Source organism: Terrabacter sp. 2TAF16, from assembly GCF_052115065.1.
Classification (GTDB): Bacteria; Actinomycetota; Actinomycetes; order Actinomycetales; family Dermatophilaceae; genus Terrabacter.
In genome coordinates this window covers 152461-166510 of the sequence record NZ_JBFRFZ010000006.1, presented here as the reverse complement: position 1 = coordinate 166510, position 14050 = coordinate 152461, and the positions used below count along the sequence as shown (strand labels likewise).

The window sequence follows — 14050 nt, the reverse complement described above, 5'->3', positions numbered from 1 at the left end:
CATGCGCGCACACGAAGCAGGAGCGCTGCACGCGGAGGGCTATCGCGGCCCCGCGTGGCTCCAGACCCCCGTCGACGTCAACGCCCTCGTCCCGTCCCTCTGGGCGACCTCCGTCGCTCGGGGCGCTGACGGCGTCCTCACGGTCGGTGGGATGAGCGTGACCGAGCTGGCACGCGAGTTCGGCACCCCGGCATACATCATCGACGAGGACGACTTCCGTTCGCGCGCAAGGGATTTCAAGCGGACGTATGCCGAGGTGTTCGACGGGCTGTCGGGTGGCGCCGACGTGTTCTACGCCGGCAAGGCCTTCCTCTGCACCGAGGTGGCGCGGTGGGTCCACGACGAGGGCCTGCACCTCGACGTCTGCACCGGCGGCGAGCTGGCGGTGGCCAAGCGGGCCGGCGTCCCCGGCGACCGGATCGGCCTGCACGGCAACAACAAGAGCGTCGCCGAGATCCGCGACGCCCTCGACTACGGCGTGAGCCGCATCGTCATCGACTCCTTCGACGAGATCGGGCGCGTCGCCGCGGTCGCCGCCGAGCTCGGCGTCGTCGCACCGGTCCTCATCCGCGTCACCGTCGGGGTCGAGGCGCACACGCACGAGTTCATTGCGACGGCCCACGAGGACCAGAAGTTCGGGCTGTCCCTGTCCGGGGGGCACGCCTTCGAGGCCGCACGTCGCATCCTCGACCGGCCCGAGTCGCTGCGCCTCCTCGGTCTGCACAGCCACATCGGCTCGCAGATCTTCGACACCGCCGGCTTCGAGGTGTCGGCCCGCCGCATCGTCGGGCTGCACACCCGTATCGCGCGCGAGCTCGGCGTCGAGCTGCCCGAGCTCGACCTCGGCGGCGGCTTCGGCATCGCCTACACGACCGAGCACGACCCCCTGCCGCCGAAGAACCTCGCGGCCGGCATGGCCGAGATCATCGAGCGCGAGTGCCGTGCCGAGGAGGTCGCCGTGCCGCGCATCTCGATCGAGCCGGGACGCGCCATCGCGGGCCCCACGACCTTCACGCTCTACGAGGTCGGCACGGTCAAGCCGGTCGACCTCGACGGGGGAGCGGAGCGCGTCTACGTCTCCGTCGACGGCGGCATGAGCGACAACGTCCGCACCGCGCTCTACGACGCCAACTACTCGTGCACGCTCGCGAGCCGGGCGTCGACCGCACCCCCCGTGCTCGCCCGCGTCGTGGGCAGGCACTGCGAGAGCGGCGACATCGTCGTCAAGGACGAGTTCCTCCCGGCCGACGTCGGTGCGGGTGACCTCATCGCCGTCCCCGGCACGGGCGCCTACTGCCGCTCCCTGTCGAGCCAGTACAACCACACGCCGCGCCCACCCGTCGTCGCGGTCCGTGAGGGGGTCGCCCGGGTCATCGTGCGGCGCGAGACCATCGACGACCTCCTCGCCCTCGACGTCTGATGGATCTGCAGATCCTGCGCCACGGATGTCCGGATCGCGAAACAATGACCGTCCAGCACCCGGACAGGCGGCAGGATTCGCACCGTGGACAGCGCCGTGAGTGACACCCAGCCGTTGCGCGTCGCCCTGCTCGGGGCGGGCGTCGTGGGCGGAGCCGTCGCGCGCCTGCTCACCGAGCACGCGGACGACATGGCCGCGCGTGTCGGCGCGCCGCTCGAGATCGTCGGCATCGCCGTGCGCCGCGCCGGCCGGGACCGCGCCGCCCTCGGGGTCGACGCCGCCCTCTTCACGACCGACGCCGAGGACCTCGTGACCCGGGCCGACGTCGTCGTCGAGGTCATCGGCGGCATCGAGCCGGCTCGCTCGCTCATCCTGCGCGCGATGGAGCACGGGGCCTCGGTCGTCACGGCCAACAAGGCGCTCCTCGCCGAGGACGGCCCGGCCCTCTATGACGCCGCGGCCCGCCACGGCGTCGACCTCTACTACGAGGCCGCCGTCGCCGGGGCGATCCCGCTGCTGCGCCCGCTGCGCGAGTCGCTCGCCGGTGACGAGGTGCGCAAGGTGCTCGGCATCGTCAACGGCACGACGAACTACGTCCTCGACAAGATGGACACGACCGGGGCCGGTTTCGCCGACGCGGTCGAGCAGGCCCAGGCCCTCGGCTACGCCGAAGCCGACCCGACCGCCGACGTCGAGGGTTTCGACGCCGCGGCCAAGGCCGCCATCCTGGCCTCGCTCGCCTTCCACACCCGGGTCTCAGGCACCGACGTCTACCGCGAGGGCATCACCGAGGTGTCGGCTGCCGACGTCGCGGCGGCGCGCGAGATGGACTCCGTCGTCAAGCTCCTCGCGATCTGTGAGCACACCGACAAGGGCGTCAGCGTCCGCGTGCACCCGGCGATGATCCCGCGCTCGCACCCGCTCGCGGGGGTCCGCGAGGCGTTCAACGCCGTCTTCGTCGAGGCCGACGCCGCCGGTGAGCTGATGTTCTACGGCAAGGGCGCCGGCGGCGACCCGACGGCCTCGGCGGTCCTAGGTGACCTCGTCGCCGTCGCGCGTCACCGCGTCGGGGGTGGCCTCGGGCCGGGGGAGTCGAGCTACGCCGACCTGCCCGTCCTGACGATGGGCGACGCCCAGACGAGGTACCACATCAGCCTCGACGTCGAGGACCGGTCGGGTGTCCTCGCCCAGGTCGCGGCCGCCTTCGCCGACCACGACGTGTCGATCGAGACGGTGCGCCAGCAGCTCGTCCCCGCCGGCGACGGCGAGGCGGCCAGGGCCAACCTCATCATCGTCACGCACACCGCGAGCGACGCCGCGCTCTCGTCCACGGTCGAGCGCCTGCGCACGCTCGACGTCGTCCGTGGCGTCAACTCCGTCATGCGTGTGGAAGGTTCGTGATGGCCCACCAGTGGCGCGGAGTGATCCGCGAGTACGCCGACCGCCTTCCCATGCTCGAGGGCGCCCCCGTCGTCACGCTCCACGAGGGCGGCACCCCGCTCATCCACGCCGAGAAGCTCTCCGAGCGCGTCGGCGCCGAGGTCCACCTCAAGTACGAAGGCCTCAACCCCACCGGCTCGTTCAAGGACCGCGGCATGACGACGGCGATCAGCGTCGCCGCCCGCAAGGGGGCCAAGGCCGTCATCTGCGCGAGCACGGGCAACACGAGCGCGTCGGCCGCCGCCTACGCGACGAAGGCCGGCATGACGTGCGGCGTCCTCGTGCCCGACGGCAAGATCGCGATGGGCAAGCTGAGCCAGGCGATCGCCCACGGGGCCACGCTGCTGCAGGTCGACGGCAACTTCGACGACTGCCTGACCCTCGCACGCAAGCTCGCCGAGGCCTACCCCGTCGAGCTCGTCAACTCGGTCAACCCTGCACGCATCGAGGGCCAGAAGACCGCGAGCTTCGAGGTCGTCGACGCGCTCGGCGACGCCCCCGACATCCACTGCCTCCCGGTCGGCAACGCCGGCAACATCACGGCGTACTGGCGTGGCTACCGCGAGTACCTCGCCCAGCCCGTCACCGACGCGCCCGCGGGACCGGCGACCCACCTGCCCAGGATGTGGGGCTTCCAGGCTGCCGGTGCCGCGCCGATCGTCCTCGGCCACCCGGTCGACCACCCCGAGACCATCGCGACCGCGATCCGCATCGGCAACCCGGCGTCGTGGGAGCAGGCCGTCGCCGCCCGCGACGAGTCCGGTGGCCGCATCGAGGCCGTCACCGACGAGCAGATCCTCGACGCCCACCGCTACCTCTCGTCGCAGGAGGGCGTCTTCGTCGAGCCCGGCTCGGCCGCGTCGGTCGCGGGCCTGCTGGCGAGCCACGCCGCAGGGCTCGTGCCCTCCGGCGCACGCATCGTGTGCACCGTGACCGGTCACGGGCTCAAGGACCCCCAGTGGGCCCTGCGGACCGCCGACGGGAGCGAGGTCGTGCCGACCCGCGTCTCGGTCGACGCGTTCTCGGCGGCCCATGCCCTCGGTCTCGAGGGCTGACCGCGTGAGCCGGGTGCCCGCGGGCCGCTCCGTCAGCGTGCTGGTACCGGCGAGCAGCGCCAACCTCGGTCCCGGCTTCGACTCCATCGGCTTGGCCCTCGGTCTCTGGGACGACTACGTCGTCACGACGTCCGACCGCGCCGGTCTCGTCATCGAGGTCACCGGTGAGGGCGCGGCGGACGTGCCCACCGATGAGCTGCACCTCGTGCACGCCACGATGCAGCACACGTGGCGTGCGCTCGGCGCCGAGCCGCCCTCCGGCCTGCACATCGTGGCCACCAACGGTGTGCCGCACAGCCGCGGGCTGGGCTCGTCGGCGACGGCCATTGTCGCGGGCGTGGCTGCCGCGCAGGCACTTTCGTGGGGCGCCGACGAGACTGCGTATGCCGCGTGGCCGGCTCCCGGCGCCGCCGTGCCCGTCGACCTCGGCTTGGCGACGCACCTGTCGAGCGAGCTCGAGGGGCACCCCGACAACGCCTCGGCGAGCGTGCACGGCGGCCTCACGGTGAGCTGGATGCCGGACGGCAGTGGCCTCGACCGCGGCGAACGGACCGTCACGGCCCGACTCGACCCGCACCCCGACGTCGAGGTCGTCGTCTTCGTCCCCGAGACGCAGCTCGCGACGCGGACGGCCCGCGCCGTGCTGCCGGCCACGGTCCCGCTCGCGGCGGCTGCCGCAGGTGCCGGACGCGCCGCCCTGCTGGTGCACGCGCTGACGGCCGATCCCTCGCACCTGCACGCTGCGACCCGCGACTGGCTCCACCAGGAGGCCCGGCGCCCCTCCTATCCGGCCACGATGGAGCTCGTCGACCTCCTCCGCTCGCAGGGGCACGCCGCCGTCGTGTCCGGGGCCGGCCCGAGCGTCCTCGTCCTCACGACGACCGAGGCCGCGGGCGACGTGCAGGCCGGGCACCTCGCGGACCGGTGGGCGCGGCTCACGCCCGGGGTGCCGAGCCACGGCGCCACGGTGCACGCTCGCTGAAGCGCGACATTCGTGACCTCCCTCACCCGTGCCGGGGTCCCTGGGTGGTATCGTGAGCCCGCACCACTCGCCGCGACACCGCAGGCCGGTGCATCACCCCCACACTGAGGCGAAATCCTTTGCCTCTGGGCGCCTTCTGCGCCGAAGTGGATCTCAGACGGCCAGGTCACCTGGTCCAAGTCCGGCCCGCTGGAATGTCCCGGGCCGCAAACGAGGGGGAAGGATCCTTCGTGTCAGAAACAACCACCCGTCCGCTCTCTGGCCTGTCGGCCATGAAGCTGGACGAGCTCAAGGGCGTCGCGTCGTCGATGGGCATCACCGGCACGACGAAGATGCGCAAGAGCGACCTCGTCGAGGCGATCAAGGCGCGCCAGTCGGGCGGCTCGTCCGCTCCGGCTGCATCGACGCCCGCAACGGCGTCGACGGCATCGACGGGCTCCGACGCCGCGGCCCCCACCGAGGCCGCCACCGAGGCCGCCCCGGCCCGCGCGTCGCGCCGGGTCAGCCGCCCGGCGGGCTCGGCCACGACGGCCGAGTCCTCCACCACGAACTCCACCACGACCTCCACCACGACCTCCACCGAGTCGGCCGGCCAGGCGCCCGCCGAGGATCGCGCCCAGAGCCGTGACGAGGCCCCGACCGGGGACCGTGCCCCGCGTGCCGAGCGGGGTGCCCGCGGCTCCCGTGAGAACCGTGCGGCGCGTGCCGACGCCCAGGACTCCACCTCGTCCGAGCGGTCCGACGCCGGGGACCACCAGGCGTCCGAGGGTGACGACCACGAGGGTCGTCAGCGCGACCGGGGTCGCGGACCGCAGTCCGACCGTCAGCAGGCCGGCCGTGGCGACCGCGCGGACCGTCAGCAGGGCGGCCAGCAGTCCGATCGCCAGCAGTCCGACCGCCAGCAGTCGCGTCAGCAGGGCGACCGTCAGCAGGGCGACCGCCAGCAGGGCGACCGCCAGCAGGGCGACCGCCAGCAGGGCGACCGCCAGCAGGGCGACCGCCAGCAGGGCGACCGCCAGCAGTCGCGTCAGCAGGACCGCCAGGACCGTCAGCAGCCCGACCGTCAGCAGGACCGTCAGCAAGGCGACGTGAACGACCAGAGCCGTGGTCAGCAGTCGCCGTACGACGACGAGGGTGGCAGCCGTCGCAGCCGCAACCGTCAGCGCAGCCGGGACCGCAAGCGCGGTCGCGGCCGTGAGGGTGGGCAGGACTGGAACGACGCCGACCTGCAGGTCGGTGACGACGACGTGCTCGTCCCCGTCGGTGGCATCCTCGACGTCCTCGACAACTACGCCTTCGTCCGCACGTCCGGCTACCTCGCCGGTCCGAACGACGTGTACGTGCCGCTCGGCATGGTCAAGAAGAACGGCCTGCGCAAGGGCGACGCGGTCACCGGTGCCGTCAAGGCGCTGCGCGACGGCGAGCAGCCCTCGGGCAACGTCGGACGCCAGAAGTTCAACGCGCTCGTCCGCCTCGACACGGTCAACGGCCAGACGCCGGAGGAGGCCGCCAAGCGCGTCGACTTCGGCAAGCTGACGCCGCTCTACCCGCAGCAGCGACTGCGCCTCGAGACCGAGCCCAACGTCCTGACGACGCGGATCATCGACCTCGTCGCGCCGATCGGCAAGGGCCAGCGCGGCCTCATCGTCGCCCCGGCCAAGGCCGGCAAGACGATGATCATGCAGACCCTCGCCAACGCGATCACGACGAACAACCCGGAGTGCCACCTCATGGTCGTCCTCGTCGACGAGCGCCCCGAGGAGGTCACCGACATGCAGCGCGCCGTCAAGGGCGAGGTCATCTCCTCGACCTTCGACCGGCCGGCCGAGGACCACACGACGGTCGCCGAGCTCGCCATCGAGCGGGCCAAGCGCCTCGTCGAGCTCGGGCACGACGTCGTCGTGCTCCTCGACTCGATCACCAAGCTGGGCCGGGCCTACAACCTCGCCGCACCGGCGAGCGGCCGGATCCTCTCCGGTGGTGTCGACTCGGCTGCGCTCTACCCGCCGAAGAAGTTCTTCGGCGCCGCGCGCAACATCGAGAACGGCGGCTCGCTCACCATCCTCGCGACGGCCCTCGTCGAGACCGGCTCGAAGATGGACGAGGTGATCTTCGAGGAGTTCAAGGGCACCGGCAACATGGAGCTGCGCCTGAGCCGCGACCTGGCCAACCGCCGGATCTTCCCGGCCGTCGACATCAACAGCTCGGGCACGCGCCGCGAGGAGATCCTCCTCGCGAGCGAGGAGCTGAAGATCATGTGGAAGCTGCGCCGGGTCCTCGGCGGCCTCGACGCGCAGCAGGCCATCGAGCTGCTCATCGATCGCCTCAAGAAGACCCGGACGAACTACGAGTTCCTCACCCAGGTCCAGCAGACGAGCGGCTCCAAGCTCGACGACGAGTCCTGACCGACGACAGATCGGGGACGGTGCCACATCGGCGCCGTCCCCTTTCGGCGTTTCATGGGCTATTCGGGTCAAATGTTCCTAAAATGGACGCATCACCCCGAACCCACCATGGAGAACCATGTCTGCGCCTGCCGGCGACCCCGATGCCAGCCCCGTCCGTGTCCTCGTGGCCGATGACGACGCTGACATCCGAGACCTCGTCGAGTTCAAGCTGACCCAGGCGGGGTATGCCGTCGAGGCCGTCCCCGACGGCATCAGCGCGTGGGAGGCGTTCGCGGCCAACCCGCCGCAGCTGGCGGTGCTCGACGTCATGATGCCCGGCCTTTCCGGCATCGACGTCCTCCGCAAGATCCGCGAGAGCGAGTTCTCCACGGTCCCGGTGCTGCTGCTCAGCGCCAAGTCGCGCGACTCCGACGTCGACACCGGTTTCGCGGTCGGGGCCGACGACTACGTCATCAAGCCGTTCAGCCCGCGCGAGCTGCTCCATCGCGTCAACGGCATGCTCGCCCGGGCCCGATGAAGGGCAGGGCGTCGTGATCATCGGAGCGGCGCTGCTCGTCGGAGCCACGGTCGTCATCCTCGGCGCGTGCGTGCTGCTCATCCTCGCCGTCGTCGCGGTCCGCGTGCGACGACACAGCCGCACCCAGCGCGACGAGATGCTGCTCTCGCCGCTCCGGCCGCCCCTCATCACGGTGGCCTCGGGCGAGGACGACGACGGCGCGGCCGCAGAGCAGCTGACGTGGGCGACCGGCGTCTCTCGCACCGTCCTCGACCGCAACATCGTCGAGATGCTGACGAAGATCCGCGGTGTCCCCGCCGAGCAGCTCGTCCACGTCCTCGAGGTCCACGGCGCCGTCGACGCGGCGGTCGCGCAGATGTCGAGCCGTTCCACCGTCAAGCGCGCGCGGGCAGCCCAGCTGCTGGGCCTGGCCCGCGCCGGGCACACGGTCCCGCTGCTCGTCGAGGCCCTCGGCGACGAGGCCGTCGAGGTGCGCAACAGCGCCGCCTACGCGCTCGGGCTCATCGGCGACCCCGCGGCCGCCGGCCCGGTGCTCGCGGCGATCGGCGCACCCGAGCGCGGGCTGCCCGCGGCCACGGCGGCCGAGGCTCTGCAGTCGATGGGTGTCGGCATCTCGGACGTGCTGCGCGACGGGATGGCCGACCCCAACGCCCGCACCCGCATGGTCGCCGCCCACCTCAGTGGCGAACGCAGCTTCACCCGTGGGCTCCCGGAGCTGCGCGGACTGCTCGACGCCGACCCCGACCTGACGGTCCGCGAGACGAGCGCCTCGGCCATCGGCCGCCTCGGCCGGAGTGAGGACGTCGGCATCCTCGTGCGGCACACGGTGCCCTCCGAGCCGCTGGCCCTGCGCCGGGCCTGCGTCATCGCCTTGGGCGACCTCGGTGAGGCGGAGGCGATCCCCGCACTCGCCGTCCTTCTCGACGACTCGGACCCGCGCCTGGCCGAGCTCGCGGCCACGGCCCTGCTGTCGATGGGTCCCGACGGTCGCGACGCCCTCGCGGGCCACGAGAACGACCCCGCCGTGCGCTCCGCGCGACTGATGGCCAGCCTGCAGACGGCGTCTGCATGAGCTGGGACGGCTTCGTCGAGGGGCTGCGGTCCTTCGTCCTGTGGAGCATGGACGTCACCGCAGTGCCGATCATCATCTACTTCATCCTCATCAACACCTCGCTGCTCGTCCTCATCGTGCTGGCCTACCTCGAGTTCCGCGCCCAGCAGCGTCGTCGGTCGACGGCGGTCACCTGGCAGGGAGCGGGCCTGGCCCCCGGGGTGTCGTTGCTCGTCCCGGCCTACAACGAGGAGGCCGGCATCGTCATGGCGGTCAAGTCGTTCCTCACGCTGCGCTACCCGCGGCACGAAGTCGTCGTCGTCGACGACGGCAGCAGCGACGAGACCTTCGCCCGCCTCGAGGAGGCCTTCGACCTCGTCCAGGTCCCGCGTGAGCTGCCGCACGAGATCCCGATCCGGGCCGAGGTGCTCGGCATCTTCGTCCCGCGCGACGGCCGCACCCGCCTCGTCGTCGTCCGCAAGGAGAACTCCGGTCGCTCGGAGGCGATCAACGTCGCCATCAACGCCGCGAGCGAGCCGCTCGTCGCCATGATCGACGGGGACTCCATCCTCGAGCCCGACGGCCTGCTCCACGTCACCCGTCCCTTCGCCGACGACCCGACGCGCATGGTCGCGACCGGCGGCGCCATCCGCCCGGTCAACGGCAGCCGCGTCGTGTCGGGCCGCATCGTCCGCGTCGAGATGCCGCAGACGTGGATCCCGCGCATCCAGCTCGTCGAGTACCTCCGGGCCTTCCTCCTCGGCCGCACCGGGTGGTCGCGCCTCGGTGGGCTCATCCTCATCAGCGGGGCGTTCGGTCTCTTCCGGCGCGACGTCGTCGTCGAGGTCGGCGGTCTCGACCCGAACAGCATCGGCGAGGACTTCGAGCTCGTCATGCGCATCCACAAGCGGCTGCGCGACGAGGGCCGCGACTACTCCATCGAGTTCGTGCCCGAGCCGGTCTCCTGGACCGAGGTCCCCGTCACCGCCAAGGTGCTGCGCAACCAGCGCCGCCGGTGGCACCGCGGTCTCTGGGAGACGCTCTGGGCCTACCGCTCGATGCTCTTCCGGCCGAAGTACGGCCGCATCGGCTGGCTGGCCCTGCCCTACTACTGGCTCTTCGAGCTGTTCGCCCCGCTGCTCGAGCTCTTCGGGATCATCATCGTGCCGCTCGCTCTGGCGCTCGGCATCGTCAACGTCCCGTTCGCGATCCTCTTCCTCGTGCTCGCCTACGGGTATGCCGTGCTCGTCACCCTGTCCGCGATGGTCGTCGACGAGTGGGCCTTCCACAAGCACGACCGGTGGCGTGCCATCTGGCAGACCATCGCGGCGTCGGTGCTCGAGAACATCGGCTACCGCCAGGCCACCGTGTGGTGGCGCCTCGAGGGGTGGTGGTCGAGCCTGCGCGGGAAGAAGCACGTCTGGGGAGTCATGACCCGCACCGGCTTCGACGAGGACCCGGCGTGACCGGCGGGCTGCCGGTCGTCTCGAGGCGCTCGGTCGGCAGCCAGATCCGGCTGCTCATCGGCATCCTCGTCATCCTCGTGCCGATCGGCGCCATCATCTCGGTGGCCACGATCCACTCCCAGGGCGCTTCGGTGCGCGCCCTGACCCTCGCGCTCGGGCCGGCCCGCGAGGCCAACAGCGCCGTGCTGCTCGACATGACCCGGGCCGAGGGTGCCTGGCGCGAGAAGGTCGTCGGCGCTCCGGCTCCCCTCGACCCGCTCTCGCTGCGCGCCCACGTCGAGCAGGAGCTCGATGCCGTCGAGGCCGGCACCCAGAACGGGGAGCTCGCGCCGGGCGACCGGGCCCGGTTCGCGCCACTGCTCGCGGCGCAGCGCACCGCCGTGGACAGCTGGTTCACCGCCGCTGCGGCCTCGCTCGAGAACGCCCCGAGCGGCCCACCGGCGCAGGCCCCGACGGGGGCGCCCCCGAGCACGTCTGGCACCCCGGCACCGGGGAGCGCAGGCACCGCACCCACCGTCCCCGAGACGCAGCAGCGCACCCGCGTCGAGACGGCCTACGCCGCCTTCCTGTCGGCCAACGGCTCGCTGGAGGAGGCCATCCGCTCCCAGCGCGACGCCGCACGCGTCGGGTCCCGCGAGGCGACCGGCATCACGTCCGGCGTCATCATCGCCGTCGCGGCGGTCGTCGTGCTCGTGCTCATCGCGGCCGGCTTCGGGATGGACCGCGCGGTCGGCCTCCCGCTCGCTCGCCTGCGTGAGGTCGTGCGCCGGCAGGCCGAGGAGGACGTCATCGCGATGGCCAACCAGGAGGAGGGTGCGCTCGAGGTCCGCATGCTCGCGCGCGACTTCAACGACCTGACCCGCGCCAACGCCCGCCTCGTCGACCAGCAGGCCGCGGTGCTCGAGATGCAGGAGCTCGTCCTCGATGTCGGCCGGGGCGCCCGGTCGGCCGTCGACGTCCACGAGGCACTGCAGCGGGTCACGACCAAGCTCGGCGCCGGCCTGGGCGCCGACCGCGTGCTGCTCTACACCCTCGGCGAGGACGGCCAGACGATCGAGGACCGCCTCCAGTGGCACACCGACGACCTGCCCGACCTGCCGCCGCTCCCACGCTCGCTCGCCCAGCAGGTCGGTGCCGTCAACGACGAGCTCCGCCGCGACGTCGGCTTCTTCGACCTCGGTGACCTCCTCGCCCACCAGGCGTACGACGACGAGCGTGCCCGCGCCTTGCACCGGGCCACGGGGGTCCGGTCCCTGCTCATGCTCCCGGTCGGGACGGGCGGCCGGGGCCTGGGCATCCTCTCGGTGATGATGGTGAGCGCGCCGCGCCGCTGGCACCGCCACGAGATCCAGGCCGCGCAGCAGTGTGCGGCCATCGCCGCCCAGTCGATCGTCGCGCTGCGCCTGTCACAGATGCAGGACGAGCAGGTGCGACGCCTCACCGAGCTCGACCGCCAGAAGACCGATTTCATGGCGACCGTCAGCCACGAGCTGCGCACCCCGCTGACCTCGATCAGCGGCTACCTCGAGCTGCTCGTCGACGGCGACTTCGGCGACGTCTCCGACGGCCAGCACGTCGCCCTCGACATCATCGGACGCAACGCGACGCGGCTGCGCGGGCTCATCGAGGACCTTCTCGTCCTCAACAAGATCGAGATCAGCGGCCTGCAGGCCGTGTCCGAGGAGGTCGCCGTCCGTGACCTCCTGCGCACGGTCACCGAGACGATGGAGCCGGTGGCCGCCGCCGGGGGAGTGCAGCTGCTCTGCACCGACGTGCCCGACGACCTCGTCGTCCGGGTCGACCGTGGACAGGTCGAGCGGGCGCTGATCAACCTCGGCTCCAACGCCGTGAAGTTCACCCCAGAAGGTGGCCAGGTGCTGCTGTCGGCCGAGCGCTCCGGTGACTCCACGATCATCTCCGTGCACGACACCGGCATCGGCATCCCGGCCAGCGACCTCGCGCGCCTGTCCGAGCGCTTCTTCCGTGCCGGCAACGCCACGGCCGCAGCCATCCCCGGGACGGGTCTCGGGCTCGCGATCGTGCGCGCCATCGTCGAGGGCCACGGCGGCGAGCTCGTCATCGCGTCGGTCGAGGGGGAGGGCACGACGATGCAGGTGGTGCTCCCCGTCGCCCAGCCGGCGAAGGTCCCGGTCCGGCGCTGACGTCAGGGAGGCGGGGCACTCCGGGAGCCGCGCCGGGAGTCACGAGGGCCCTCAGAAGCAGCCGCCCCGGGGGCGGCCCCGCAGCTGCTGCGTGACGGTCCATCCGGTCGCCGGGTCGCGGAGCACGTCCCCGGTCGGCGTCGTCGGCCGCGGCCTCGTCCCGGAGCTGGTCACCCGAGGAGAGCGTGTCTCGCCGGTGCGCGCGTCGAGCGACCAGCGCTCCGTGACCCAGACGGGCTCGCCGGTGACGGCCGCGGCCGTCGTCCGCGGGTACCAGACCTCGACGGCGACGACGTCCCGGCCCGCGAGGCGAACGCTGACGTCCGTCGGAGCGTCGGGTCGCGTGGGCAGCACGCGCCACGTCACCGCGCGGGCAGCGAGGTCGACCCCGAGGACCGAGCCGTCCGAGCCCGGGACGACGACGTGGGTGTCGTCGGCGGCCGCGAGGCGCTGGCCGACTCGGGTACCCACGGGCAGCGCCACCTCGACCGAGTCCCACGAGCCCGAGTCCGGCGACCAGCCGACGAGCGTCGTCCCGCGGACGCCGACGACCGCGGAGGAGGTCACGACGGCCGACGCGCGGTAGGCACGGTCGGCGTCGCCGTCCACCGGTGACTCCTGCCACGACCAGCCGCCCGGGCCGCCGTCGAGCCGCTCGGCGCCGAGGAGGGCGTCACCCTCGGCAGGGGCCCCTACGGCATACCCCTGGACGACGCCGATGACGTCGGCCAGGCCAGTCGGCGTCGAGACCGAGCCGGACGTGACGTCGACGACGTGGGTGGCGTGGCAGCCGACGATGACGACGTGGCCGTTGCTGACGACCGGAGGCTCGCTCAGCAGGTCGGGCACCCTCGTCGTCCAGCGGATCGCCCCCGACGGGTCGGCGCCGGTGACCCGCCCGGCCTCCGTCGCGGACACCTCGGGACAGTCGTCGAACGAGCAGCCCGCGCCCGAGCACGCCGCGGTCGAGAGCAGCACGGCGACCGCTCCGGCGACCGCCGCGCGGCGCCCACCCACCCTGCCCCTGACACCCATGCGCGCATCCTCGTCCTCCGGCGGCCCCGTCGTGGAGGAAAGACACTCGCACGCCCCCGATCGATGCATGTCCGGGACGCGTCGTCGCAGCGTCCGGGTGGGGGAATGCCGCGGCCCTCTCGTGCGTTTGGGAGGAGGTGCGCCGATCTGGCACACTCTTCCTTTGGACCGGTTCACGGGAGAGCAGCTCCCCAGCGTGAGCAGCGATGACACCGACCCGGCCGACTACCTCAAGGAGACAACGTTGAAGAAGGACCTTCACCCCGAGTACGTCGAGACCACGGTGACCTGCACCTGTGGCAGCACGTTCGTCACGCGCAGCACCGAGACGTCCGGCAAGATCTCTGCCGACGTCTGCTCGCAGTGCCACCCGTTCTACACGGGCAAGCAGAAGATCCTCGACACCGGTGGCCGCGTGGCCCGGTTCGAGGCCCGTTACGGCAAGAAGGCCGCCAAGTAGGTCTCCCGCACGCCGGCTCCCACGACTTCGGTCGTCGGGAGCCGGCGTTCGCTT

General features: G+C 72.1%; 11 protein-coding genes. 10 read left to right on the top strand and 1 reads right to left on the bottom strand.

The window, feature by feature from the left end; genetic code table 11:
* Position 1: 1 nt before the first annotated feature.
* From lysA to AB4Z14_RS09545, 9 genes are all read left to right on the top strand, one after another.
* Positions 2-1420 (top strand): diaminopimelate decarboxylase, encoded by a 1419-nt coding sequence (gene lysA / locus AB4Z14_RS09585; RefSeq protein ID WP_442275001.1) that lies wholly within the window; start codon positions 2-4, stop codon positions 1418-1420.
* A gap of 84 nt (positions 1421-1504) precedes the next feature.
* On the top strand, positions 1505-2821 hold the full coding sequence (locus tag AB4Z14_RS09580; protein ID WP_442275000.1) for a homoserine dehydrogenase: 1317 nt from the start codon (positions 1505-1507) through the stop codon (positions 2819-2821).
* Complete coding sequence (thrC, locus tag AB4Z14_RS09575) at positions 2821-3915, top strand: threonine synthase (RefSeq protein ID WP_442274999.1); 1095 nt, start codon at positions 2821-2823, stop codon at positions 3913-3915. The genes AB4Z14_RS09580 and thrC overlap by 1 nt, the downstream gene beginning before the upstream one ends.
* Before the next feature lie 4 nt (positions 3916-3919).
* Positions 3920-4897 carry a homoserine kinase gene (locus AB4Z14_RS09570; protein WP_442274998.1) on the top strand — a complete coding sequence of 326 codons (978 nt, stop codon included), beginning with the start codon at positions 3920-3922 and terminating at the stop codon, positions 4895-4897.
* A 272-nt stretch (positions 4898-5169) separates the two neighbouring features.
* Positions 5170-7302 (top strand): transcription termination factor Rho, encoded by a 2133-nt coding sequence (gene rho / locus AB4Z14_RS09565; RefSeq protein WP_442275376.1) that lies wholly within the window; start codon positions 5170-5172, stop codon positions 7300-7302.
* 118 nt (positions 7303-7420) lie between these two features.
* Positions 7421-7822 (top strand): response regulator transcription factor, encoded by a 402-nt coding sequence (locus AB4Z14_RS09560; RefSeq protein WP_020142958.1) that lies wholly within the window; start codon positions 7421-7423, stop codon positions 7820-7822.
* A gap of 13 nt (positions 7823-7835) precedes the next feature.
* The gene (locus AB4Z14_RS09555; RefSeq protein ID WP_442274997.1) at positions 7836-8894 is read left to right on the top strand and encodes a HEAT repeat domain-containing protein; all 1059 of its coding nucleotides are present in this window, start codon (positions 7836-7838) and stop codon (positions 8892-8894) included.
* Positions 8891-10339, top strand: a complete 1449-nt coding sequence (locus AB4Z14_RS09550; RefSeq protein WP_442274996.1) for a glycosyltransferase family 2 protein — start codon at positions 8891-8893, stop codon at positions 10337-10339. The genes AB4Z14_RS09555 and AB4Z14_RS09550 overlap by 4 nt, the downstream gene beginning before the upstream one ends.
* Positions 10336-12501, top strand: coding sequence for an ATP-binding protein (locus AB4Z14_RS09545; RefSeq protein WP_442274995.1), 2166 nt, complete (start codon positions 10336-10338; stop codon positions 12499-12501). Before AB4Z14_RS09550 ends, AB4Z14_RS09545 begins: the two co-directional genes overlap by 4 nt.
* A 51-nt stretch (positions 12502-12552) precedes the next feature.
* Here the strand turns inward: AB4Z14_RS09545 and AB4Z14_RS09540 are convergent, their stop codons facing one another.
* A complete protein-coding gene (locus AB4Z14_RS09540; protein WP_442274994.1) occupies positions 12553-13536 on the bottom strand; it encodes a hypothetical protein in 984 nt (327 codons plus the stop codon).
* Positions 13537-13780: 244 nt separating this feature from the next.
* Between AB4Z14_RS09540 and rpmE the strand changes: the two genes are divergently transcribed.
* The gene (gene rpmE, locus AB4Z14_RS09535; protein WP_026863931.1) at positions 13781-13996 is read left to right on the top strand and encodes a 50S ribosomal protein L31; all 216 of its coding nucleotides are present in this window, start codon (positions 13781-13783) and stop codon (positions 13994-13996) included.
* Positions 13997-14050: the final 54 nt, after the last annotated feature.

Coding starts and splice junctions, on each gene's coding strand:
- lysA (WP_442275001.1), top strand. CDS start 2: ATGCGCGCACACGAAGCAGGAGCGCTGCACGCGGAGGGCTATCGCGGC.
- thrC (WP_442274999.1), top strand. CDS start 2,821: ATGGCCCACCAGTGGCGCGGAGTGATCCGCGAGTACGCCGACCGCCTT.
- rho (WP_442275376.1), top strand. CDS start 5,170: ATGAAGCTGGACGAGCTCAAGGGCGTCGCGTCGTCGATGGGCATCACC.
- AB4Z14_RS09560 (WP_020142958.1), top strand. CDS start 7,421: ATGTCTGCGCCTGCCGGCGACCCCGATGCCAGCCCCGTCCGTGTCCTC.
- AB4Z14_RS09550 (WP_442274996.1), top strand. CDS start 8,891: ATGAGCTGGGACGGCTTCGTCGAGGGGCTGCGGTCCTTCGTCCTGTGG.
- AB4Z14_RS09540 (WP_442274994.1), bottom strand. CDS start 13,536: ATGGGTGTCAGGGGCAGGGTGGGTGGGCGCCGCGCGGCGGTCGCCGGA.